Raw genomic sequence first — 23,472 nt, 5'->3', positions numbered from 1 at the left:
AGGCTTTTGCCCGCATGTCGTGGTTCGACAGGCTCACCATGACATCTCCCTTTTTGTATCTTGCACAAAACCACCCCATGACAAAAAGAGTATTAGTTGATGCCGAAGCTTCCAATCTTATAAAAGAACTTAAAGCCCGCTTCGGCGACCTGATGTTTCACCAGAGCGGCGGCTGTTGCGATGGCTCATCGCCTATGTGTTTCGAAAAAGGCGAGTTTAAGCTTGGTGGCAGCGATGTTAAGCTTGGCACTATTGACGGGTGCGAATTTTGGATGAGCAAAGATCAGTTTGAATACTGGCAGCATACTCAGCTAACCATCGGCATCACCAAAGGCCGTGGTTCCAGCTTTTCAATCGAAATACCTACCGGTTATCGTTTTATGATCCACTCCCGCCTGTTTACTGATGAGGAAATGAAGGATTTGGAGCCGGTGGAGTTTATAGAGGATTAAATGCTCCCGGTTAGAAATAAAGGAATGCTTTATTCTTGTTTTTTTATTCCCGGAAACATCTTTTGAATATCGTCATCCAATTCCGTTTTATATGGAACATAATTAACAGGCCTCTGCATGTAGTTAACTTCGAAATTAGGAGGTTGCGCAAACGCTGCATCTTTTTTAACTGTGATCGTCGTTCTGGCATCGTTTTGCGAAGTCCACAAAGCGGTGTTTTTCTTCCTTATCAAACCCGAATTAGGGTTATCTAAATTATTAACTATAAACAATAACGATTTATAATTTGAATACCTATACAAATAATGAATGCAGTTGCCCTCGGGCGAAAAGAAAAACGTTGCCTGAAAAAGCCCGCTTTTCTCTACTTCGGGCGTTGGAAACCCGAATATCAGCACATCTCCGTGGGTATTAGTAGCTATATCGTGTGTATACCTTTTAAGTATGAGTTTACCATTTTGCCCTGTCACATATTTAATTATATAACTTTCTTGAGTATTTAACAGTTCCTGGCATTTAGTTTCGGAGCTCAGAACCAAAATAAACGAAAGAATAATGATGATTTTCATTGCCCTAAAATATGTTTTTTTGCCTTCTGATTCAAATTAGCATCCCGTTTTGCCATCGTTACTATGAACCGTCAACTATGAACCCGACAACGTTCTTTAAATAGTTCTCCATCAGCACCATATCGATCTTATCGTTCATAAAGCCGATGTACATATCAGGCCGCACGATTATTGATTTACCCACTTTGATATTTACCTCAAATGCATCAAATATATGGTGGTTTTTTGTCGATTGCGGCAGGTAGAAAAAGTTAAGCATACCGGGATATTTTACGGTTATCCATTTGGCGATGGCAAACAGGTCGCCTTCTGCCAATTTGCCTAATACAATAAGCGTAAAGCCTGGTTTAGTACACCATTCGTGCAGGTCGGTTTCCAGTTGTTTCTTTTCGTCGAATACTTTTAAGTACGGCAGCCTGTCGCCGGCCTTTATTTGGGTTGATTGGGCCACATGCAGGTTGATACTGCTATCGCGATAGCTGATGGCAATTTGCGATACCTGTTTAAAAAATGTTGCCCGTAGTTTTTCATTACCCCAAGCCAGCTTAAGTAATGGGGGTATTATCCAGCGTTTAAAAACCCGGTTAATCCAGTTGCGCGATATTATGATGTTGAACACCTTATCGGTGGTGCTTAGTAACCTTTTGGCTACCGGCATCCGTTCAGCGGCATAACTGTCTAATATTTTCTCATCAAATCGCCCGTTAACAACTCCGGCCAATTTCCAGGCCAGGTTATAGGCATCCTGCAAGCCGGTGTTCATACCCTGTCCGCCAACCGGCGAATGGATATGCGCTGCATCGCCCACCAAAAAACAGCGCTGCACCCTGAAGCTATCGGCCATACGGTGGTGCAGGTGGTAGCTGGTAAACCAGTAAGTTTTTTTTATTTCTATTGGTTTACCAGTGTTTTTTTCGAGTCCGGGCAGGATGTCTTCTATTGTTAAATCTTCTTTTTTCACCATCTCATCCGGCAGGTTGCCCAACACACGAAAACGCCTGGCCTCCGGCATCGGGAAAAAAGCCGAGAATCCATTTTTAGCCAGGAACAGGTTCACCTTATCGTTATCAAAATGATTACCTCCCAGCTCCACATCAGCCAGGTAAAAATTATGGCTGTAAGTGTCTCCTGCAAACGGGATGTTCAATTGTTTGCGCACCGTACTATGTGCACCATCAGATCCAACTACCCAGTCACAATTAATGAAAGTAATGTCTTCGCCATTGTGCAATTCTACTTCAACCTGCCTATTAGTCTGTTTTAACGATTTAAGGGTAGTCGCCCAATAAACCGGGCAACAGTTAAGGGTTAAATAATCAAGCAGCAGACGCTCGTTTTTGCTTTGCGGGTAAAGCAGGATGTAAGGGAAGCGCGTTTGTCCTTCGCCTACATTTTCCATAGCCAGACTGGCTACTTGCTTACCATCCTCGTTAAAAATTACACCTCTAGCCTGTTTGCCGTTTTCAATCACACGGTCAATAGCACCCATCTGCCGGTAAATCTCCAGCGAGCGTGCTTGTACCGCAAGCGCTTTCGACTCGTCGGTGGGGCCTTGTTTAATATCTATAATTATAGGGATGATGCCATATCTTAGTAACTGTGCAGCCATCATCAGGCCGGATGGGCCGGCGCCAACTATCAGTACTTTGGTATGTGTTGCTGTAATGAGCAATTATCTGTGGTATATTAAAAATATAGCGGGCCTTTTATGCAATTCGGGTACTTTCTTTTGCCAGTCGGCGATGGTTTTTGTTTGGATAAATTCTGTTGCCGCGGTTATATCGCAGGCTATACATAAACGCGTTTTGGGGTGCGCGGTTTTCAAAATCTCCTCCAGCATAGGGTTGTTGCGGAATGGTGTTTCGATAAACAACTGCGTTTGATCGTTTTTTTCAGAAAGCATTTCCAGCTCCTTTATCTTTTTACTGCGTGCTGCCTTGTCAATAGGTAAATAACCATGAAACGTAAAACTCTGCCCGCTAAAGCCTGAAGCCATTAGCGCCATCAAAATAGAGCTTGGGCCAACCAGCGGCACAACTTTTATACCCATGCGGTGCGCTTTTTCAACCAGTTCGGCGCCAGGGTCGGCAACGCCGGGGCAGCCCGCCTCGCTCATCAGGCCAACATCGCTACCCGCTTGCAGTCCTTTAAAAAATTCCGCAGTGCCATCTGCACGGTTGTGTTTGCCGTAGTCGTGTATTAGCAATTCGCTTTGCGGTGTTTTTAACCCGGCCTCTTTTAAAAACCTGCGGGCCGTTTTTTCATTCTCCACAATGTATTCTTTGATATTGTTTATGGTATCAACCAAATATGGGGTGAATGACTTTGCAGCGGCATCGTCGGCAAGGGGTACGGGTATTAAATAAAGTGTTCCTAAAGGCATATTGCAAAATTGCTGTTTTTTACTTAATTTAAGCTACCTAAAGCGCAGTGAAAAATATGAAATCATTAGGCATTAACTGGTTTATTGAAGGTTCAATCGATTTTGAGTATAAAAAGTATATCCTGCTCGATTATTTGCAGGAAATAAATCGCTATTTCGACAAGAGTAAGCTGTACCCCAATCTTACCGATTTAATATTTCATTACAATAACCTGGTGTATTTTAAGAAGAACAAAAGCATGTTACAGCAGGCCTTTCCGCAGCGTTTAACCCAGGCCGACATTGCCGCTGTCAAACTCACGTATCAAAAAATTGTAGACGACGACAGTTCGATGCGCGAAATTGAACAGATAATAGCCTACGCCCTGCAAAAAATGGATCCGGCCATACAAACCGGCAAAGAGATCTACGATTTTGTAGAAAGCCAGCTAAATATCGACCCGGTGGGGATTGTTCCGCTGTTACCGTTCAATGGTTATTTTTCGCTCCGAAACGGCCGCGAACGCACCAACTTTATTTACGAGTATAACATAACCATATTTGAAAACAAGGACGATAAGTACCGAGGCATCAACATTAATTTTATTGACACCTACGAGGAAAGTATTTTTAATACACCAGAGGCCTTAAAACTCAAGCTTATCCGCCGCAACCAATACATGCCCAATCCGGCAGTTTATTATGTGCAAAGCGATATCACCTTCCCGCTTGAGCAAACCCTGCTGCCGGTGGCAAAAAGGAGTTTGGTGAAATATATTTCGAAGGCTGCCTGAACACGATTTGCATGATTTTTGAGATTGCAGGATTTTAAACCCCCTTTCACAGAATCTTATAATCCAACCAATCCAATAAATCTTAGTTTATTTTGCAACTATCAGCCCATTCTCCGGCACCCATTTATCATATTCAATGGTTTTTGCAACGCCTTCGGCATAAGCCCTGCCGCGTAGTTTTTCAACCAGGTGCAGTGCGCCGTCAATACCGGCCGAAATGCCCGCAGTGGTAATTACATTGCCATTATCTACAAATCGCGTATTAGCCAATACTTTGGTTTTTGGGAATGCTTTAGCAAGATTATCAATTTGCAAATGATAGGTGGTAGCGGTCAAATTATCAAGCAAGCCGGCTTTGCCCAGTATAAAAGCGCCGGTACAAACCGAGAAATATGATTTTACCTTTTGCTTTTTAATCCAGGTCATAACTGAATCGTCGGCGGTTGTCGGACTGGTATTGCCGCCAAAAACAGCTAAAATATCTGCGGGTGGGGCGTCGTTGATGGTGTAGTCGGGTATTACAAATAAAATGGTTTGCGAGTGTAGCGGCTTGTAGTTTTTTGATACGGTGAACACATTAAACCCCGCAGCAATAAATACTTCCATCGGGCCGGCAAAGTCCAATACCTCGACGCCATCCTGCAGATAAAATGCAATGGTTGGCTTATCGGCAGCCAGTCGCTTTTTGAAATCGCTTAGTTTTATTTTTACCAATTCCATACCACAATGCGGGCATTTTCCCGGCTTGTCAAATTGTAGTTTGTCGCAATCGCCATTACAAGGGCCGCAAACATAAATCATAGAATCAGCCGACGCAGCAGGTTGGGCTTTTAACAGGCTGATGCTAAATATTGAAAAAAGCAGGATAAAGTATATCTTTTTCATGTGATGTTGATAGTTAAGTACTTATCAGATTGAAAATGGGGGTGGTTGTTACAAAGCCAGTTCAAAACCTTACAACATTTCAACTTTACAACCTTACAACTTCTCGTATCTTTACCGCCGATGGCAAATACACCCTTTTTGCAAGCGGTTTCGGTAAGCAAGGTATACCCCGGTGCACAAAACTCGGGAATTAATAAAACAGATTTAACCATAAATCAAGGGCTTATAACCGCCATTATCGGCGAAAGCGGTAGCGGCAAAAGCACATTATTAAAACTATTGTACGGATTATTGTCGCCGGATAACGGCACGGTAAAATTTAAAGGTGAGCGCATTTGGGGCCCCGAAGAAAAGCTGATACCCGGCCACGATGCCATGAAAATGGTCACCCAGCAATCCGACGACCTGAACCTTTTTGCCAAAGTGCGCGATAACGTAGCCATTATGCTGCCCAGCACCGACCTTAAAGCCAAACAGCAAAAAACTGACCAAATGCTTACCCAGCTAAAAATGACCCGCATTGCCGACAAACGGGTAGCAGACCTTAGCGGGGGAGAAAGGCAGCGGGTAGCCATAGCCCGGGCACTGATAACCAGTCCGGATGTGCTTTTGCTTGATGAGCCATTTAACCAGGTTGATACCTCGTTCCGCGAGGGCTTGCAGCAGGATATCAGGCGCATTGTTAAAGAAACCGGCCTTACCGTAATCATTGTATCGCACGACCCGGCCGAAGTGCTTTCGATGGCTGATGAATTGATCGTGCTGAAAGACGGTAACATCCTTGAGTTAGGAAATCCTAAAGAAATGTACCAGGCCCCGAAAAACCTGTATACTGCCCGGCTACTAACAAACTGTACGGTATTAACCGCTGCCGAAGCGAAAATTTGCGGACTGAAAACAAAATCCGACCACGTAGTGATCTACCCTGAATGGATTGAAACCATTAAGACCTGGACAAATAACGACTGGGAAGTAACTCAGGTACTATTTAAGGGCTGTTATGAGGATTTAATACTTGAGTACAACGGCGTAACCATTCGCGTACTTAACGACCAGTTCGGCAAATACGCAGAAGGCAACAAGGTTAATTTGAAGCTGAACAAGTGGCTGGAGTATTAATTTACCCCTTATCTATCAACTTATAAAACCCTTCCCTGTAGCTATCCCCAACCGGGATAATAGTATCGCCAATAAATATCCGGCTGCGTTCAACCGAACTGATATGCCTTAGCGATACAATATAGGACTTATGCACCCGAACAAATTCTGCACCCGGTAGTTGTTCTTCAATTTTCTTTAAAGGCTGCAAACTCATTACACGGCCGCCGGTGGTATTCAGCGACACGTAATTTTGCAGCGCCTCGACGTATAAAATATCGGCCAGGTTTATTTTTTGGATGCGGTGTTCCGTTTTTACAAACAAGTACTCCGGTGGCGGTTGATGGTGGGCAAACGGGCTTTCGTTGCCTGGCGTTGGTTTGTGTAAGGATAAATTTAATGCCTTTTCGGCTGCCCGGTAAAATCGCTCAAAGGCAATAGGTTTTAGCAGGTAATCAACCACATCGTGCTCGTAACCATCGAGTGCGTAGTCTGCATAGGCGGTGGTCAGCACTATTTTGCACTGTTTGCCGGCTATTTTAATAAACTGCATCCCGTTAAGTTCCGGCATCTGTATATCTAAAAAAACAAGGTCGATGTTTTGCTCCCGTACAATATTTAACCCTTCAATAGGGTTGGTTATGGTGGCAACAAGCTCTAAAAACGGAACTTTGCCGGTGTAATCGGCCAGCACATCAATGGCCAAAGGCTTGTCGTCAACTACCAGGCATCTTAGTTTCATATTACCTGCAGGGTTAAATTAACGGTATAAAATCCGGCATCTTCAGTAATTAGCAGACTGTGTTTTCCGGGGTAAATTAATGCAAGCCGCCGGCGCACATTGTTTAAGCCGATGCCCGGTGTTTTATCTTTTTGATGGTCATTCTTTTTATTGCGCACGTAAAAGTCAATTTTGTCATTGGTGGCCAAAAGGCTAATGTCAACAGGGTTTTGTACATCAGTCAATACACCATGTTTAAAAGCGTTTTCAACAAAAGCAACTAAAAGCAGGGTGGCTATTTCCTGGGAGCCGATGTAGCCTTCAATGTTAAAATTAATACGGGCCGTCCCCTTGGTACTGATGCGCTGCAGTTCAATTACATTTTCAAGGTATTTAACCTCGCTTTGCAGCGGCATGGTATCCTGCCCGCCTTCGCGCAGCATATAACGCAATATGTCCGACAGTTTTAGCAAAGCAGCCGGTGCCTGGTCCGACTGCTGGTAAATGAGCGAGTAAATATCATTAATGCTGTTAAACAAAAAGTGGGGGTTTAACTGCGACCGCAAAAAGGTTAGTTCAGCAGCGGCTTTTTCCTTTTCAAGTTCCTGCTGCCGGTGCCGGTTTTTGTACCAGTCGGTTATAAAAAAATACATCAGCCCGTATATAAAGTAACTGGGGAAATAAAAAAGCAGGATATTGGTTATGTACCTGCCGGCAGGCCAGGCGTTGCCGTTGTAATTATCAAAACCAAGTACCGGCAAAAAGAAATAATATTCCAGCGCGTACCTGTAAACGATGATAAATAGCGCTGTTAGCAGGGTGAACATAGCTGCTTTGCCATAGCTTTTTTTAACGGTTATTTGCAGGGCCACCAATAAACAGGCGGCGTAAAAACAAGCTAAGGTTATAATTATATACCCTGTTTCCACAATCAGGTATTTAGTAAACAGGGAGAAGCTAAGGGGAGCGCTTTTATGCCCGGTAAGTATCGCTCTCGAAATGGAGCTCGAAACGTTATTTGCCAGGTATAAAACCCAGAAAACCACATGCAATAAAACTACATACTTCCGTTTCATTGCCTAAATATATAACAGGTTTGCATGTATCGCCCATTTAAATACACCAAACGCCAATTTTTAATGACGAAATCGCCTGTCTATAAATTGTTTTTAAACTGTTGAACTTGTAACAAACCGGAAGCCCATGCGTCAAACCATTTACAAAAACCTTTTGCTATGAAATGGAAGCTGCCTTTTACTAAAAAAGCCACCGGCATTAAGCCCAAAAAAACAAAAACACGCGAGTGGGTTGATGCGATACTATTTGCATTAATTGCTTCTACAATTATCCGCGGTTTGTTGTTTTCGGCCTATGCAATTCCGTCCGACTCGATGAAAGGTACCCTGCTTACCGGCGATTACCTTTTTGTAAGTAAAATAAGCTACGGCCCAAGGATGCCGTTTACGCCGGTTTCAGTTCCGTTTTTAGAATCGACAATTACAAAGGATAGTATTAAAACCTATTGGGATGGTATTAAACTTCCTTACCTCCGCCTACCGGGTTTAACTGAAATAAAAAAAGGCGACGTCGTGGTTTTTAATAAACCAGAAGAAGCGGATCCAAGTTATAAAAGACCGGTCGACGCACGTACCAACCTTATAAAACGTTGCCAGGCTACACCGGGCGATATACTGACCATTGTAAACGGGCAGGTTTATATTAATGGAAAGGCTGCGCCAAACGCCGAAAAATCGCAAACATCGTACGAGGTCGTTACCAACGGTACCGATATTAACCCCCAGGGACTTAAAGATTTGAATATAGAAGTATTGGGACAAAACGCCAGCACTTATGCGATGACGGTTCCCAAATCGAGCCTTGCGACGTTGAAGGGGTTTAGCAATATAAAAAGCGTAACCCCCGTTGTACAGACACCCGGCGACTATGATGCCACCGTTTTTCCTCATAACGAAAAATTTAAATGGAACCAGGACAACTTCGGCCCCCTGGTGATGCCAAAACGCGGCTGGACAGTTCCGCTAAACGACTCGACCATGGTCTTATACCGCAGGGCAATTGAGCTTTATGAAAATAATAAGGTAGATGTGAAAGGGAACGATGTCTTAATAAACGGCAAAGTGGCCAAATCCTACACTTTCAAAATGAACTACTACTGGATGATGGGCGATAACCGTCATAACTCGCTCGACTCACGCTTTTGGGGCTATGTGCCGGAAGACCACGTGGTAGGAAAAGCCATGATAACCTGGATGAGCATTGATTCGGCCGGTACGTTTTTCGACAAAATAAGGTGGAACCGGATCTTCAGGACTATTAATTAAGCTGCGATTCCCTCGTTATCTTTATTCCCGGCCCACTTTATTCTTGGCTCTTGATTCTTGCTTCTTAACCCTATTCCATGCTGTCTTTTATCGCGTTGATTGCGTCAAGGTGCTCCTGTAAAACAGGCAATGTTTTCACTGCAAACGACTTTACATCGGGATCGAGGCATTTTTTGGCAGCTGTTTCAAATAATTTGATATCGGCTTTGTGGTCGTCAATCATGCTATTAATGTAGGCTTTATCAAACGCTTTCCCCGATTTTCCGGCGAGTTTACTGATAGCCTTTTGCTCACGGGCGCCGGGTGCTTTTGGAATGGATATATTTTTGGTGACAGCAAGGGCCTTTATAAAGTCGTTAATTTTTGAGTGGTCTGTTACCATCATTGCGCCGAAGTTTTTAACCTGCTTGCTTACTCCCTTTTGCTGCGCCAATTTGCCAAGTTCCACTTCGGTCATGCTGCCGCTGGCTGCTTTAACAGTAAATTCGGCATCAACCCGCTCAACAGCTATGCTTAAACTTTTGGTTGTGTCTTTTACTTTATTAAGGCTATCGGCTTTTGACACGCTGTCGTGCTTGTTGTTTTTACACGCGTTAACGGATAGGGCAATGATTATGACCGAAACCCACAGGCTTAGCTTTTTCATAAATTTTGGTGTTGTTAAGGATATTATAAACAATGCAGGCTTCGTTTAGTTTCTGTTAAAAATACAGGGTGATATGTCGGTAATTTATTTAATAAATTGTTCGCTATTGCGATAGCTTAAAGTTTTATTATTTTTGACCCATTAAATCAAAAAAATCATGGAATTTCCGGCAGGATTAAAGTACACCAAAGACCACGAGTGGATAAGAGTTGAAGGCGATGTTGCATACATAGGCATTACCGAATTTGCACAGCGCGAACTTGGTGACATAGTTTATATCGATATTAATTCGTTAGGTAAGGAAGTTGCCAAAGATGAAGTTTTTGGCACTGTTGAGGCGGTTAAAACCGTATCTGACCTTTTTATGCCGGTTGCCGGTACAATTAATGAGGTTAACCCAGCGCTGGATAAACAGCCCGAACTGGTAAACTCCGATCCGTACGGCGAAGGCTGGATGGTTAAAATCACTGTTTCAGACGCTGCTTCGGTTGATGCCTTATTATCTGCCGATAGCTACCAATCGCTTGTTGGGGCTTAATGAAAGTTACTTTAAAATATTACTGGCCCGCAATTTTGTGGGCCTTGTTTATTTTAATACTTTGCAGTATTAAGCTGGGCGAAGTTTCCGCATCGCCTTTGTTTTTCCCGGGCTTTGATAAACTGGTGCATTGCGGGTTGTTTTTTGTGATGATGGTTTTTATTACAGCTAATTATACCAGGAGCAATAGCCCCCCCGTTTTATCGGTTAAGACAATAGCGATACTAACTGTTATTACTGTTATTTACGGTGGAACGATTGAAATACTGCAAAAATATATCTTTACCTGGCGAAGCGGCGAGTGGAACGATTTTTTCGCCGATATTATAGGGGTTTTAATGGCGGCATTTAGTATCTTTATAATGCTTAAAGCAACAAGCTATGAAAAAAAATAAACTCATCTTTTTAGCGCTCTTTGGGTTACTGGCTCTTTCCTCATGCGGTATATTCCATAAGGGTTGCGGTTGCCCCACCTTCGGGAAAGTAAACCATACGGTTCCTCCAAAGACAGCAAGGGTTTAATTGGCTAATTGTCAGCCTCTAAAACGAAATTTCACTCCCCAACTACTCCCTGCTCGTTTTAGGGGTCCTTTTACCGCAAAAGCTGAAGCACCCACCAAAACAACCCCTGGTGTAATTATTATTAAGTAAAAACGGGTACTGAAAACTATTTCAGGCACATTTTCGTAAAACTAACAGCATGATGTAAATTTTGCCATTCCTTATTTGGATTTAATTTAAATAAGCTTTACATTTGACCTAAGTTTTAAATAAAGATATGACGCTTTCAGAACTTGTACCCGGTGAAATTGGAATTGTAAAAGAGTTTACTGACCTTGAAATGTCGGTTAAATTAATGGAAATGGGTTGCTTGCCCGGCGAGTCAGTTACCGTATCGCGCGTTGCGCCCCTTGGCGACCCAATTGCTATCAACGTGTCGGGTTATCAGCTCAGCCTCCGCAAATTTGAAGCGTCGACTATTATTTTGCAGTAGCACTTTAACCATTGAAGGCCGATATAAGAGTTGCGCTAGTAGGAAACCCCAACACCGGTAAGTCAACTCTTTTTAATACACTAACCGGTTTAAATCAAAAAATTGGAAATTTTCCAGGGGTTACGGTTGATAAAAAAACCGGCGTTTGCACCCTGCCTGATGGCCGCACCGCCGAAATAATTGATCTTCCGGGCACTTATAGTCTTTATCCGAAAAGCCAGGACGAATCTATTGTATTTTCTGTATTGGCCGATAAGGCAAATACCCACACACCCGATTTGGTTGTTGTAATTATTGATGCAACTAACCTCAAACGTAATTTACTGCTCTACAGCCAGGTGGCCGACCTTAAAATACCGGTTATCGTTGCGTTAAATATGATAGACCTGTCGAAAAAGGCAGGGATAACTATCGATATTGATTTATTTGCAAAGAAGCTCGGTGTGCCTGTGATCCCCATTTCGGCGCGCAAGGTGGAAGGCATCGACAAACTAAAAGCAGCAATCGGCTTTGCCAATAAAATTGCATTGCAGGAACCGTCGATTGATGTAGAAGCTATTGCGCCGCAGTTAATAGCTCAAATAAGCGAAGAGTTAAAACTTGATAATCCGTACTTCGCCCTGCAACTTGCCCATCAGCACGAAACCGTAAAGTTTTTAACGCCACAGCAAAGCGACCGGATTGAGGAGCTTGAAAAGGAATTTTCGTTCCACTCGCAAAAAGCGCAGGGTGCAGAAACCATTGCCCGTTACAGCTTTATTAATGACCTGTTGTACGACACGGTTAAAATACCGGAAACCGCAAAGGACGAAACCGTAAGTAATAAAATTGACAAGGTGCTTACCCACCGGGTATTCGGCTTGTTTATTTTCCTGGGGATATTATTATTTATGTTCCAGTCTATTTTTTCATGGTCGGCCTACCCGATGGAAAAAATTGGCGACCTGTTTGCCTGGGCCCAAAACTCCCTGCACCAGGTTTTACCGGCCGGCCCTTTAACAGGATTGGTTGTCGATGGTGTGCTGGGCGGCTTGAGCGGGGTAATGGTATTTATCCCCCAAATAGCTATCCTATTTGCTTTTATATCCATACTTGAAGATACGGGGTACATGTCACGCGTTACGTTTATGATGGATAAGCTGATGCGTAAGGTTGGCCTAAACGGCAAATCGGTAGTGCCGCTTATTGGTGGCTTTGCCTGTGCCGTGCCCTCAATCATGAGCACCCGTACAATCGAGAACTGGAAGGACAGGATGATAACTATTATGGTTACCCCGTTGGTTACCTGTTCGGCACGGTTGCCTATTTATGTACTGCTTATTGGGTTAGTAGTACCTAACCGCAATTTTTGGTGGGTATTTAATCTGCAGGGATTAGCATTAACTGGCATGTATATATTCAGCCTCATATCCGCAGTAGTGGTAGCGTTTGCCTTTAAGCTGATATTAAAAGGGCGGGAACGCGGCTATTTTATTATGGAACTGCCGGTGTACCGCATGCCCCGCTGGAACAATGTTGCCTACAGCATGTATGACCGATCGAAAGCTTTCGTATTGCAAGCCGGTAAAGTAATTATCGCTGTGTCTGTCATTCTTTGGGTGCTGGCATCTTACGGTCCGGGCGACCGCTTTGCAAAAATCGAACAAAAGTATAAACAGCCACAATACGCTCAAAAACTAAAACCTGATGATCTTACCCGGGCTATTAACTCCGAAAAGCTGGAAAACTCTTATGCCGGGGCATTGGGACATTTTATAGAACCAGCTATCAGGCCATTGGGGTTTGATTGGAAAATTGGTATAGCACTTATAACCTCATTTGCCGCCCGCGAGGTATTTGTAGGCACCATGGCCACCATTTACAGCGTTGACGGCAATGCTGAAAAAATAGAATCGGTACAAAAAAAGATGGGCTCAGCTAAAAATCCGGAGACAGGCAAACCGGTGTTTTCTCTGGCGGTGGCTTTCTCGTTAATGATGTTTTACGCGTTTGCCATGCAGTGTGCCAGCACCGTGGCCGTAGTTTACCGCGAAACTAAAAATTGGCGCTGGCCGGCTATACAATTTGCTTATATGACAGTTCTGGCTTATGCAGCGAGTTTGCTGGCGTATAATCTGCTCAAATAGGGAACCACGAATCCCCTACTTAAATTTATAATTAAATCCCATCTGCACCGAACTTGTGTTTAACCGAAATACATAATCGTCAGACACTGGCCCGGCGAGTAAGTAGTCTGCATAAATCTCAATTTTCTTGTTTATTGATACCCCTGCTTTAAGCATCACTGGCAAACTGAAGCTATTTTGACTGAACGGGTTAGCTGATGTTGGCACTTGGCTGCCATCTTTATTGTTTTTATACTCCCGGCTAAAATAAGTGTACTTTGATATTTCAATACCGCCACCCGCAAATATCTTAACATTGTCGCCATTATAGAAGTTGTATATAATCTGTGGCGAGATCGCGATAGCTAAGTTGGTGTAGCCATAAGTGATGTTCACATATGGCGAAAACTTATTGTCGTAGGTTGAAGTATATTTTATCAGCGCGGCCGACAACTCAAAACGGAACGAAAGCCGTTCGCTGTTGGGGCTTGCAAAAACGTTTATGCCAAATTTAACCGCAGGTAAAATAGAAGTATACGGTCTGCCGCCAGCTTCCTTATAAGTGCCGCCTTCCGAGGGAGTAGTAGTGGCAATGGTTAAGCCAACTCCCCCATAAAAATAATCATTGCCCTTGTCGTCGTATTTGGCCTTAAACTCTTGCTGCGTAATGTTATTTATTTTGCTTACAATAACCATCAGCGCCGGTTTTTGATAATCGGCCTTTTGTAGTGTAGAAGCCAGGTCATCATTTAAAGCACCATATTTTATGGCCAGGGTATTTAACTGCTTCAGGTAAGTTTCATCAGTAAAGGTTTTTCCGTTGCCGTTGGCATCGTTAGCTTCATAAATACGGTATACCAATTCCTTTGGCGCAAAACCGGGGCCGTCACCTATAAAATAACGAGCCTTCAAATCATCAGTATAGCTATAAAGCGCCACATTTTTACCTTTTTGTAATATCCTCAAAAATACATCGGTTATTTTAATGCTTGTGTCCTTTCCGGTGGTTAAATGGTCGGTGTTTACAACGTCTATGCTTACTGGCCCTTTATACTTTTGATAGGCATCTATGTTATTTATAGTAAAAAAAGCGATATCGGCCGGGGTGTATTTTGTGCTTTTTGCATCGTTTAACGCCGGTTTAAATGATATTGTTTTCGGGTTACTACTCCATTCGCGGTAATCAATAAATCCGCGCAATGTATCTCCTTTCAGATTAACAACAAATCCGGGTTTATAATTACTTTGTGCCAACGAAAAAAATGGCAAAAGAAATGCTAGCGAAAAAAACTTGTAGAAAATCTTCATGTGATTTGGTTTAAATTAAATTTTAAGGGTGAATTTTTGAAAGGTTAAGATAGTTGCATAAATAAGCAAACAAGGTATAAAATTTCCCTTAATAATTAATGCGTTTATATATTAACACGCCACCGGGCGAAACCACTGAATAAAAATCGGTGCAATCATTTCTCCAATCGGTGAAATCTTAAAACTAAAATAAAATAAACTTATCCATCTGCTCTTCGGTAAACTGCACGGTGTCTTTCTGGAACAGGTTATTATCCGCGTCGAATTCCTTATTTATACTGCCGATATGAATTTTAAGCTGCATAACCTGAAGGTGCATATAATGGCAAACGCCTGTAAAATGGTCGATGCCACGGATGTTGCCATATTTGCCCGACGACAAACCTACCAGGGCCGCTTTTTTATCATAAAAGCTTTCGGGAAAGTTACAGGCATCCATAAATACTTTTAAAACCCCTGGGAAACTGCCATTATACTCAGGTATGATGAATAAAAATTTATCCGTTTGGCTAACTATGTCCTGTATGGGTTTAAAGGCCTCGCTTCGTTTATTATAAAGATCGCTTTCGATGATATTTTCGGGTAGTTGTGTTAATGACAGAATGCCGGCGTCCACCCCTTTTTCGCGCAATCGCTTTTGATAATATTGCGATAGCTTGTAGGTTGAACTATTGGACCTGTTAGTGGATGATATGATAGTAGTAGTCATTGATTTAATTAGCGAGTTAGTGAATTAGCGATTTGGCAAACTCACGGAAGAACAAAGTAATAAAATAATTAGTGAATTAGCGAGTTAGTGAATTAGCGATTGGGAAATTGACAATGTAGTGATTGGGGTTTGCCCCTGCATATCCCGCGCACGAAGCGTATTTGCGCCGCCGCTAAAGTTAAGGCGGCACGCGGTCGGACTCCTGGACTTTTCCGGCTTTCCGGGCTCAAACTGTTTGTAAATAGGCAAAACCTGTGGATTTCGGAATTATATAAATACGTATCTTTAGCCCGCATTAAAACTTATGGGACAGGTATATTAACCGTTCCTGTATTTCGTTGTTACTAAAAACCCATTTATAAATTTTTTAACGTATAAAATGAGTAAAATTATTGCTTTGGCCAATCAAAAAGGTGGCGTTGGTAAAACCACATCATCTATAAACCTGGCCGCAAGTTTGGCCGTGTTGGAGTTTAGAACATTATTGGTTGATGCCGATCCGCAAGCTAACTCAACGTCGGGTATTGGGTTTGACCCCCGTAACATAAAAAACAGTATTTACGAGTGTATAATCAACCAGGTTGACCCGCGTGAGGCTATACAAAAAACCGAAACACCCAATCTCGACCTGTTGCCGGCTCACATCGACCTGGTAGGTGCCGAGATCGAGATGATAAATCTTACCGACCGCGAGTATAAAATGAAAGCGGTACTTAACAGTGTTCGCGACGACTATGATTTCATCATCATCGACTGCTCGCCTTCGCTGGGTTTAATAACCATAAACGCGCTAACTGCCGCCGACTCGGTAATTATTCCGGTACAGTGCGAATATTTCGCGTTGGAGGGTTTGGGCAAGCTGTTAAACACCATTAAGATTGTACAATCGAGGTTAAACCCTACACTCGAAATTGAAGGCATATTGTTAACCATGTACGACGTAAGGCTTCGCCTTTCGAACCAGGTAGTTGAAGAAGTGCGGAGCCATTTTGAGGATATGGTGTTTGATACCATTATACAGCGTAATACCCGTTTAAGTGAGGCCCCGAGCTTTGGTATATCAGTAATTATGCACGATGCTACCAGCAAGGGCGCAATAAACTACCTTAACCTGGCCCGCGAAATTTTACGCAAAAACGGCCTGGTTAAAGAAGAGGCCGACACTAATACAGCAATAGTTTAATTATAAAGATGACCGGAGAAAAAAGAAACGCTTTAGGCAGAGGGTTAAGTGCATTGCTGAAAGATTCGGAAAGCGTTAACCACAATCAAAACAACAATACCGATAAAAACAATGCTTCATCAAGCGCCGAGGTAAACAACCTGGGTTCGATAAACGAAATTAAGCTGTCTGAAATTGAGGTAAATCCTTTTCAGCCCCGTACCGATTTCGACCAGGATGCTTTGCATGAACTGGCAGATTCAATTAAGCTGCAGGGCCTGATACAGCCAATCACCGTGCGTCGTTTAAACGCCCACAGCTACCAGCTGATATCGGGTGAGCGGCGTTTCCGCGCTTCAAAAATTGCCGGTTTAACACAAATACCCGCATACGTACGCGCTGCTAACGACCAGCAAATGCTGGAGATGGCACTTATCGAAAACATTCAGCGTGAAAACCTGAACGCCATAGAGGTAGCCATAAGTTTACAGCGAATGATTGAGGAATGTAACCTTAAACAGGATGAACTGGGTGAGCGTGTGAGTAAAAATCGTTCGACGGTATCTAACTATTTGCGGTTGTTGAAACTGCCGCCGGTTGTACAAGCATCCATCCGCGAAGGCGAAATCACCATGGGCCATGCTAAAGCACTGATTACTATCGACGACCCTACCAAACAAATATTTATTCATCAGCATATTATTAAGGAAGGTTTATCCGTTCGTAAAACTGAAGAACTGGTTCGCGATATGCAAACGGCGCCAATAAAAAAAGAAGGCAAACAGCCCGAGCCTATATCGTTCCAGATTCAAAAAATACAGGATGATCTGGCTTCGAAATTCAGCTCAAGGGTTAAGCTGAAAATAGGTGGCCAGGGGCGCGGTACTATCGAGATTCCTTTTTTATCCGAAAGCGACCTTACCCGCATCCTGGAGATTATGGATTGGTAAACAGCATCCCCGAAATACCCGGGGATTTTTAACTAACAGATGTATAAATACTTGCTTGTAATTTGCCTGCTTGCCGGGTTTGCGCTTACTGCCAGGGCCCAAAATCCCGACACAACATCGTCAACCATTTTGAAAAATAAAATGGATACGCTAAAAGCATCGCGGGCCGATACCGACTTTATGCAATCACGCAAGCCCAAAGTGCGTAAAGAAAAAGTTTATCATCCCGATACTACACACAGCCCGCACCGGGCGGTTATGCGTTCGCTTATTGTTCCGGGCTGGGGGCAGGTTTATAACCATAAGATTTGGAAGGTGCCGCTTGTTTATGGCGGATTGATTGGGTTTGGATGGGCTTACGTTTATAATGCAAAAAATTACCGGTTGTTCCTGGCGCTCTCAAAATATCGAAATCATTTAATAACGCCGGGGCCCAAGGATCCTTACTATTTCGAGTTTAACCAGTATTCGCAATTCGGCGACCAGGCAATTTATAACGCGAAGGACGGTTTTCGCCGCGACCGCGATTTGTGCATATTAGGTTTTGTGGCTTTTTGGGGTATAAATACTATTGATGCCTACATCGACGCCAAATTTATACACAGCTACACCCTTGATAACAACTTTACGATGCGCATAGCCCCCAACTTTATCAATCAACCGGTGTACGCTCAGAATTCACCAATTTCATATATCCCGGGGATAAAAATTACCTTTACGCTTTGAGAAAACACGAATTGCACGAATTAAGATGAATTTTCACCAATCTGCTTCTACATTCGATTTTAAATTCGTGAAATTCGCCTTAATTCGTGAAATTAGTGCCTTTTAATACAGATATGAAGATTGTACTATTAGGATACGGCAAAATGGGCAAAATAATTGAAAAGATAGCCCACGACCGCAAACACGAAATTATATTAAAAATTGACCAGGACAACCAGCACGAGCTTACCGCCGAAAACCTGCAACTGGCTGATGTTGCTATTGAGTTTAGTACCCCGCATACCGTATTAGCTAATATCGAAGAGTGTTTAAATGCCGGCGTACCGGTTGTGGTAGGCACTACAGGCTGGTACAGCAACCTGCCCGCTTTAAAAGAAAAGTTTGAAAACAGTAATACGGCTATGGTTTATGCTTCAAACTTTAGTGTTGGCGTAAATATTTTCTTCCACGTAAACAAGGTGCTGGCCAAATTGATGAATAACTACCCGTATTACGATATACAGGTTGAAGAAATTCACCATACCCAAAAGCTCGATTCTCCAAGTGGTACGGCCATAACCATAGCCGAGGGGATAATTGAAAATCTTGATGCCAAAAAAGAATGGGTTAATGCATTAAGCGCCGATGGCGCTGAAGATGGCGATGATAATGTTAAAAGCGATCAACTGCTCATCGAATCGTTCCGTATTGACAGCGTGCCGGGTACACATACTGTTATTTACGATTCGGAGGTCGATTCTATCGAATTTAAACATACCGCCCATAACCGTAACGGCTTTGCATTGGGTGCGGTACTGGCCGCCGAATGGGTACAGGGTAAACAAGGTTTTTATTCGGTACAGGATATGTTTGACTTTAAATGAGAGACAAGAGTCAAGAAATCACGAATCAAGATAAAAAAATAGAAGCGTAATTTCTGCTTACTATCTTGATTCTTGATTTCTTGACTCTTGATTCTATATTTCTAAAATAAATCACCAATATTGTAAGATGAACTGGAAATTCTGGAGTAAAAAAAATAAAACTACCCCTAAAAAAAAGAAAAGCGCTTTGCGCGAGTGGACCGACGCCATTGTATTTGCGGTAATAGCAGCAACTTTAATACGGACATTTTTTATCGAAGCCTACGTAATACCTACTCCATCAATGGAGCGGAGTTTGCTTGTTGGCGACTTTTTATTTGTTAGCAAAGTAAACTATGGCGCGCGTACACCTATAACACCGATAGCATTCCCGTTTGCGCATCATACCATGCCCTTAATAGGCACAAAGGCTTATTGGGACGGTATAAAATTACCTTACTACCGGCTGCCCGGTTTAAGCAATGTAAAGCGCGGTGACGTAGTAGTTTTTAACTACCCCATGGATGCCGACTCGCCGTTATATCGGCCGGTCGACAAACGCGAAAACTTTATAAAGCGTTGCCAGGGCATCCCCGGCGATACCTTAAGTGTGGTTGATGCTCAGGTATGGGTTAATGGTAAAGCGGCTCCGACTCCGCCAGGCTCGCAAATGGAATACTCGTACACTACGACAGGTGTGGAACTTAACCCACAAATTTTAAGTGATTTAAATGTAACCCAATATCCCCAGCGTGATTACCCTGCCATGACAAAAGCGTCGGCGGACGTATTAAAGGGATATTCGAATGTAAAAGACTTTAGGCCGGTAATTTCACATGAGGGCCCGGGCATAAATAACGAGCCAGTTTATCCAACCAATCTTGGTCACGCGGTTGGCCCTCCGAATTTAATGCTTAACGGCAAACAGCCAAACTATCACTGGAGTGTTGATAATTACGGCCCTATAATCATACCCAAAAAAGGCTGGACGGTAAAACTGGATAGTATCAGTTATCCAAAGTACGAGCGTTGCATCAGCATTTATGAAAACAATAAGCTGGAAGTTAAGGGCAGCGATATTTATATCAATGGCAAAAAAACAGACAGCTATACCTTTAGGCTTAACTATTACTGGATGATGGGCGATAACCGCCACGATTCGGACGATTCGCGCTTTTGGGGTTTTGTGCCCGAGGACCATATTGTTGGTAAAGCCCTGTTCATATGGATGAGCTGGGATGAAAACGCATCGTTCTTCAGTAAAATACGCTGGAGCAGGTTATTTAACGGGATACACTAATAGCCGGTATGGGAATAGCATTTTATATAGGGGTTTGCATAATTGCTGCCCCTTTTTTGTTGTTAACCCTGCCCGGTTACTGGAAATTATTTAAAAAAGCCGGCTGGCAAGGCTGGGAGGCACTAATTCCCTTTTACGCCACCTATGTAATGCTTAAAATAAGCGGTCGTCCCGCATGGTGGCTCATCTGGATGTTTGTGCCAACAATAAACTTAATAGTTGGACTGGGCATTTACATTGATTTTATCAAGTCTTATGGAAAGTTTACCATTCGCGAGCAAGTCGCTGCCTCTTTATTGCCTTTTTTTTATTTGCCCAAATTGGGATTTGATAACACTGAATATCTTGGTCAGTCGGCAACCCCCGAATTTATGCAGCAATTTGGTAAGGCGGCTAGGCGACCAATGATTATTGCCTGGGGTATTCCGTTTACAAGCGCTGTTTGCATTGCGGTTATCATACGAATGTTTTTTATTGAATCATACGTTATGCCAACGTCTTCGATGGAAAGGACTTTGCTCACGGGTGATTATTTTTTTGTTAATAAGCTAAGTTACGGTGCACGGATGCCTATGCGGCCAATATCGGTTCCATTTACAAAAAGCACTATTTCGGCCACCAATATCAAAACTTATTGGGATGGGCTAAAGCTCCCTTACTTCCGTTTGCCGGGTTTTGGCAATGTAAAGAGGGGAGATGTAGTAGTATTTAACTATCCAATGGATGCCGATTCGCCGCTATACCGGCCGGTTGATAAACGCGAAAACTTTATCAAGCGTTGCCAGGGCATTCCGGGCGATACCTTAAGTGTAGTTGATGCCCAGGTGTATGTTAACGGTAAGGCCGCGCCAACTCCGCCGGGCTCGGAAATGGAGTACACCTTTACTACAAATGGGGGCGAGCTTAATCCGCAGGTTTTGAGCGATTTGAACGTAACGCAATACCCGGGGCGCGATTACCAAACTATGACCAAGGCATCGGCTGATGCGCTAAAAGGGTATTCGAATGTAAAAGATTTTAAGCCGGTAATATCTAAAAAAGGTATTACTGACCCGCAAAGCCCAGTTTACCCAACAAATCCGGGTCACCCGGTTGGCCCGTCTAACTTAATGCTTAATGGCAAACAGCCCGACTATCAATGGAGCGTAGATAACTACGGCCCGATAATTATACCTAAAAAAGGATGGACGGTAAAACTTGACAGTTTAACGTACCCTATTTACGAGCGTTGCATTAACACTTATGAAAACAACAAGCTTGAAGTTAAAGGCAGCGGTATTTATATCAACGGCAAAAAAACCGATAGCTATACTTTTAAATTAAACTACTACTGGATGATGGGCGATAACCGTCACGACTCCGACGATTCTCGTTTTTGGGGTTTTGTGCCCGAGGATCATATTGTCGGCAAGGCCGTATTAATTTGGATGAGTGAGGATAACGAAGACTCGTTATTTGGCAAAATACGATGGGGCAGGTTATTTAAAGGAATAAATTAAGTGGATTCAAGTCTCATGTCCCCCTATATTGTGTTAGCCGCTTTAATTATCCTTTGTCTGGCAGGTTTGTGGCTGCTGTTTAAAAAAGCAGGCTGTCGTGGATGGGAAGCTTTAATTCCCGTTTATTCTGCATACATAATGTTAAAAATTAGCGGCAGGCCTGTTTGGTGGTTGCTCTGGTTTTTCGTTCCTGTCATCAATGCAATTGCCGCCGTTGTTATTTATACCGATTTTGTTAAATCGTATGGCAAATTTACCATACGACAGCAGGCAGCGGCCATCCTGCTGCCATTTGTATTTCTCCCAAAATGGGGGTTCGAAAAACGTACGCAATATTTGGGTCCATCTGCATCTTCGGAATTTGCACAGGCCAGGCATCAGCAACTAAAGAAATCACCGGCGCGCGAATGGACCGAAGTTATCCTGTTTGCCTTGCTGGCCACCACGCTTATCCGCACGTTTTTTATCGAGGCCTACTTGATCCCCAGCCCGTCAATGGAGAGCTCACTGCTAACCGGCGATTATTTACTGGTGAGCAAGGTAAATTATGGTGCCAGGTTCCCGATAACCCCCATTTCGTTCCCATTTGCACACAATAACCTGCCGCTTATTTACACCAAGTCTTATTGGGATGGCATACAGTTACCATATTATCGTTTTCCCGGCTTAAGCGAGATTAAAAGAGGTGATGTGATAGTTTTTAATTACCCGATGGACGCGGACTCACCTTACTATCGGCCGGTTGATAAACGCGAAAACTTTATCAAGCGCTGCGTGGCAGTAGCCGGCGACACAGTGAGGGTAATAAACGCCCAGCTTTATGTTAACGGCAAAAAATCGCCGGAGCCGGCTGATGGTCAGCAAGCCTACATTGTTCACACCAAGGGTAATCCTATCGATTCGCTGTTTATCCGCAGTTTGCATATTGATGTAAAACTTAAATACAGCAGGACAGACTACGAAATGCTGATGACACGCGAGGCAGCAAAGCAATTACAAAAGCATCCCGGAATTAATAATGTGATTGAATATTACCAGTCGGTATCAGGATATAACCCCAGTATTTTCCCGCACGACGGGCATTTTAACTGGACGCTGGATAACCTTGGCCCCATAATTATCCCTAAAAAAGGATGGACAGTTAAACTTGACGAATTAACCATCCCTATGTATAAACGGGCCATCGGGATTTACGAAGCTAACAAGGTTAAAATAGCAGGCAACACAATTTTTATCAATGGAAAAAAAGCTACAGAATATACCTTTAAACAGGATTATTACTGGATGATGGGCGATAACCGCCACAACTCCGAAGACTCCCGTTTCTGGGGCTTTGTACCCGAAGATCATATTGTAGGCAAGGCTCTCTTTATTTGGATGAGTACCGATGAAAACGAAAGCTTTTTACACCAAACAAGGTGGGCGCGGATATTTAAGGGGATTCGTTGATTTTAGAGTTTAAGAGAATAT

The 23,472-nt window shown here is 43.2% G+C and carries 24 protein-coding genes; 15 read left to right on the top strand and 9 right to left on the bottom strand.

All coding sequences use genetic code 11. From position 1 onward, the window contains the following. Positions 1-77: 77 nt before the first annotated feature. On the top strand, positions 78-452 hold the full coding sequence (locus tag NAF19_RS10715) for a DUF779 domain-containing protein (RefSeq protein ID WP_252790039.1): 375 nt from the start codon (positions 78-80) through the stop codon (positions 450-452). 29 nt (positions 453-481) lie between these two features. Here the strand turns inward: NAF19_RS10715 and NAF19_RS10710 are convergent, their stop codons facing one another. The 3 genes from NAF19_RS10710 to NAF19_RS10700 all read right to left on the bottom strand — a co-directional run bounded on the left by NAF19_RS10710 (position 482) and on the right by NAF19_RS10700 (position 3,404). Next, positions 482-1,021, bottom strand: coding sequence for a hypothetical protein (locus NAF19_RS10710; RefSeq protein WP_252790038.1), 540 nt, complete (start codon positions 1,019-1,021; stop codon positions 482-484). Positions 1,022-1,082: 61 nt separating this feature from the next. Beyond that, positions 1,083-2,693: an FAD-dependent monooxygenase gene (locus NAF19_RS10705; RefSeq protein ID WP_252790037.1), complete on the bottom strand. Its 1,611-nt coding sequence runs from the start codon at positions 2,691-2,693 to the stop codon at positions 1,083-1,085. Continuing rightward, complete coding sequence (locus NAF19_RS10700) at positions 2,694-3,404, bottom strand: SAM-dependent methyltransferase (protein ID WP_252790036.1); 711 nt, start codon at positions 3,402-3,404, stop codon at positions 2,694-2,696. Positions 3,405-3,460: 56 nt separating this feature from the next. Here NAF19_RS10700 and NAF19_RS10695 point away from each other — a divergent pair, with 56 nt between their 5' ends. Continuing rightward, on the top strand, positions 3,461-4,177 hold the full coding sequence (locus NAF19_RS10695; RefSeq protein ID WP_252790035.1) for a hypothetical protein: 717 nt from the start codon (positions 3,461-3,463) through the stop codon (positions 4,175-4,177). 87 nt (positions 4,178-4,264) lie between these two features. Here the strand turns inward: NAF19_RS10695 and NAF19_RS10690 are convergent, their stop codons facing one another. Further along, a complete protein-coding gene (locus NAF19_RS10690) occupies positions 4,265-5,062 on the bottom strand; it encodes a DJ-1/PfpI family protein (RefSeq protein ID WP_252790034.1) in 798 nt (265 codons plus the stop codon). 120 nt (positions 5,063-5,182) lie between these two features. Between NAF19_RS10690 and NAF19_RS10685 the strand changes: the two genes are divergently transcribed. Beyond that, entirely contained in the window at positions 5,183-6,181 is a 999-nt protein-coding gene (locus NAF19_RS10685) for an ABC transporter ATP-binding protein (protein WP_252790033.1), read from the top strand. Position 6,182: 1 nt separating this feature from the next. Here NAF19_RS10685 and NAF19_RS10680 read toward each other — a convergent pair whose 3' ends face one another. Then, positions 6,183-6,902 carry a LytR/AlgR family response regulator transcription factor gene (locus NAF19_RS10680; protein WP_252790032.1) on the bottom strand — a complete coding sequence of 240 codons (720 nt, stop codon included), beginning with the start codon at positions 6,900-6,902 and terminating at the stop codon, positions 6,183-6,185. Further along, complete coding sequence (locus NAF19_RS10675) at positions 6,899-7,957, bottom strand: sensor histidine kinase (RefSeq protein ID WP_252790031.1); 1,059 nt, start codon at positions 7,955-7,957, stop codon at positions 6,899-6,901. The genes NAF19_RS10680 and NAF19_RS10675 overlap by 4 nt, the downstream gene beginning before the upstream one ends. A 159-nt stretch (positions 7,958-8,116) precedes the next feature. On the opposite strand from NAF19_RS10675, the gene lepB (NAF19_RS10670) reads away from it, so the two are divergent. Next, complete coding sequence (gene lepB, locus NAF19_RS10670) at positions 8,117-9,223, top strand: signal peptidase I (RefSeq protein ID WP_252790030.1); 1,107 nt, start codon at positions 8,117-8,119, stop codon at positions 9,221-9,223. Between the two features lie 70 nt (positions 9,224-9,293). Here the strand turns inward: lepB (NAF19_RS10670) and NAF19_RS10665 are convergent, their stop codons facing one another. After that, a complete protein-coding gene (locus NAF19_RS10665; protein WP_252790029.1) occupies positions 9,294-9,869 on the bottom strand; it encodes a DUF4142 domain-containing protein in 576 nt (191 codons plus the stop codon). A 157-nt stretch (positions 9,870-10,026) separates the two neighbouring features. On the opposite strand from NAF19_RS10665, the gene gcvH reads away from it, so the two are divergent. The 4 genes from gcvH (at position 10,027) to feoB (ending at position 13,527) form a co-directional block, all read left to right on the top strand. Next, a complete protein-coding gene (gene gcvH, locus NAF19_RS10660; RefSeq protein ID WP_252790028.1) occupies positions 10,027-10,407 on the top strand; it encodes a glycine cleavage system protein GcvH in 381 nt (126 codons plus the stop codon). After that, positions 10,407-10,802: a VanZ family protein gene (locus tag NAF19_RS10655; RefSeq protein WP_252790027.1), complete on the top strand. Its 396-nt coding sequence runs from the start codon at positions 10,407-10,409 to the stop codon at positions 10,800-10,802. The genes gcvH and NAF19_RS10655 overlap by 1 nt, the downstream gene beginning before the upstream one ends. Positions 10,803-11,185: 383 nt before the next feature. Next, positions 11,186-11,401, top strand: coding sequence for a FeoA family protein (locus tag NAF19_RS10650; protein WP_252790026.1), 216 nt, complete (start codon positions 11,186-11,188; stop codon positions 11,399-11,401). A gap of 11 nt (positions 11,402-11,412) precedes the next feature. Then, the gene (gene feoB / locus NAF19_RS10645; RefSeq protein ID WP_252790025.1) at positions 11,413-13,527 is read left to right on the top strand and encodes a ferrous iron transport protein B; all 2,115 of its coding nucleotides are present in this window, start codon (positions 11,413-11,415) and stop codon (positions 13,525-13,527) included. Between the two features lie 15 nt (positions 13,528-13,542). Here feoB and NAF19_RS10640 read toward each other — a convergent pair whose 3' ends face one another. Next, a complete protein-coding gene (locus NAF19_RS10640; RefSeq protein ID WP_252790024.1) occupies positions 13,543-14,814 on the bottom strand; it encodes an outer membrane beta-barrel protein in 1,272 nt (423 codons plus the stop codon). Between the two features lie 184 nt (positions 14,815-14,998). Next, on the bottom strand, positions 14,999-15,523 hold the full coding sequence (locus tag NAF19_RS10635) for an NADPH-dependent FMN reductase (RefSeq protein ID WP_252790023.1): 525 nt from the start codon (positions 15,521-15,523) through the stop codon (positions 14,999-15,001). Positions 15,524-15,902: 379 nt separating this feature from the next. Between NAF19_RS10635 and NAF19_RS10630 the strand changes: the two genes are divergently transcribed. The 7 genes from NAF19_RS10630 (at position 15,903) to lepB (NAF19_RS10600) (ending at position 23,451) form a co-directional block, all read left to right on the top strand. Next, entirely contained in the window at positions 15,903-16,706 is an 804-nt protein-coding gene (locus NAF19_RS10630) for a ParA family protein (protein WP_252790022.1), read from the top strand. An 8-nt stretch (positions 16,707-16,714) separates the two neighbouring features. Beyond that, positions 16,715-17,635, top strand: coding sequence for a ParB/RepB/Spo0J family partition protein (locus NAF19_RS10625; RefSeq protein ID WP_252790021.1), 921 nt, complete (start codon positions 16,715-16,717; stop codon positions 17,633-17,635). A gap of 39 nt (positions 17,636-17,674) precedes the next feature. After that, positions 17,675-18,361, top strand: coding sequence for a DUF5683 domain-containing protein (locus tag NAF19_RS10620; RefSeq protein WP_252790020.1), 687 nt, complete (start codon positions 17,675-17,677; stop codon positions 18,359-18,361). A 113-nt stretch (positions 18,362-18,474) separates the two neighbouring features. Beyond that, the gene (gene dapB, locus NAF19_RS10615; RefSeq protein WP_252790019.1) at positions 18,475-19,224 is read left to right on the top strand and encodes a 4-hydroxy-tetrahydrodipicolinate reductase; all 750 of its coding nucleotides are present in this window, start codon (positions 18,475-18,477) and stop codon (positions 19,222-19,224) included. Positions 19,225-19,351: 127 nt separating this feature from the next. After that, complete coding sequence (gene lepB / locus NAF19_RS10610; protein WP_252790018.1) at positions 19,352-20,503, top strand: signal peptidase I; 1,152 nt, start codon at positions 19,352-19,354, stop codon at positions 20,501-20,503. An 8-nt stretch (positions 20,504-20,511) separates the two neighbouring features. Continuing rightward, a complete protein-coding gene (lepB, locus tag NAF19_RS10605; RefSeq protein ID WP_252790017.1) occupies positions 20,512-22,002 on the top strand; it encodes a signal peptidase I in 1,491 nt (496 codons plus the stop codon). Between the two features lie 15 nt (positions 22,003-22,017). Beyond that, the gene (gene lepB / locus NAF19_RS10600) at positions 22,018-23,451 is read left to right on the top strand and encodes a signal peptidase I (protein ID WP_256484268.1); all 1,434 of its coding nucleotides are present in this window, start codon (positions 22,018-22,020) and stop codon (positions 23,449-23,451) included. Positions 23,452-23,472: the final 21 nt, after the last annotated feature.

The sequence above is a fragment of the Mucilaginibacter flavidus genome (genome assembly GCF_024055575.1).
GTDB lineage: Bacteria > Bacteroidota > Bacteroidia > Sphingobacteriales > Sphingobacteriaceae > Mucilaginibacter > Mucilaginibacter flavidus.
The sequence above is the reverse complement of the archived record's forward strand: the minus strand, read 5'-3'. Positions and strand labels throughout refer to the sequence as shown.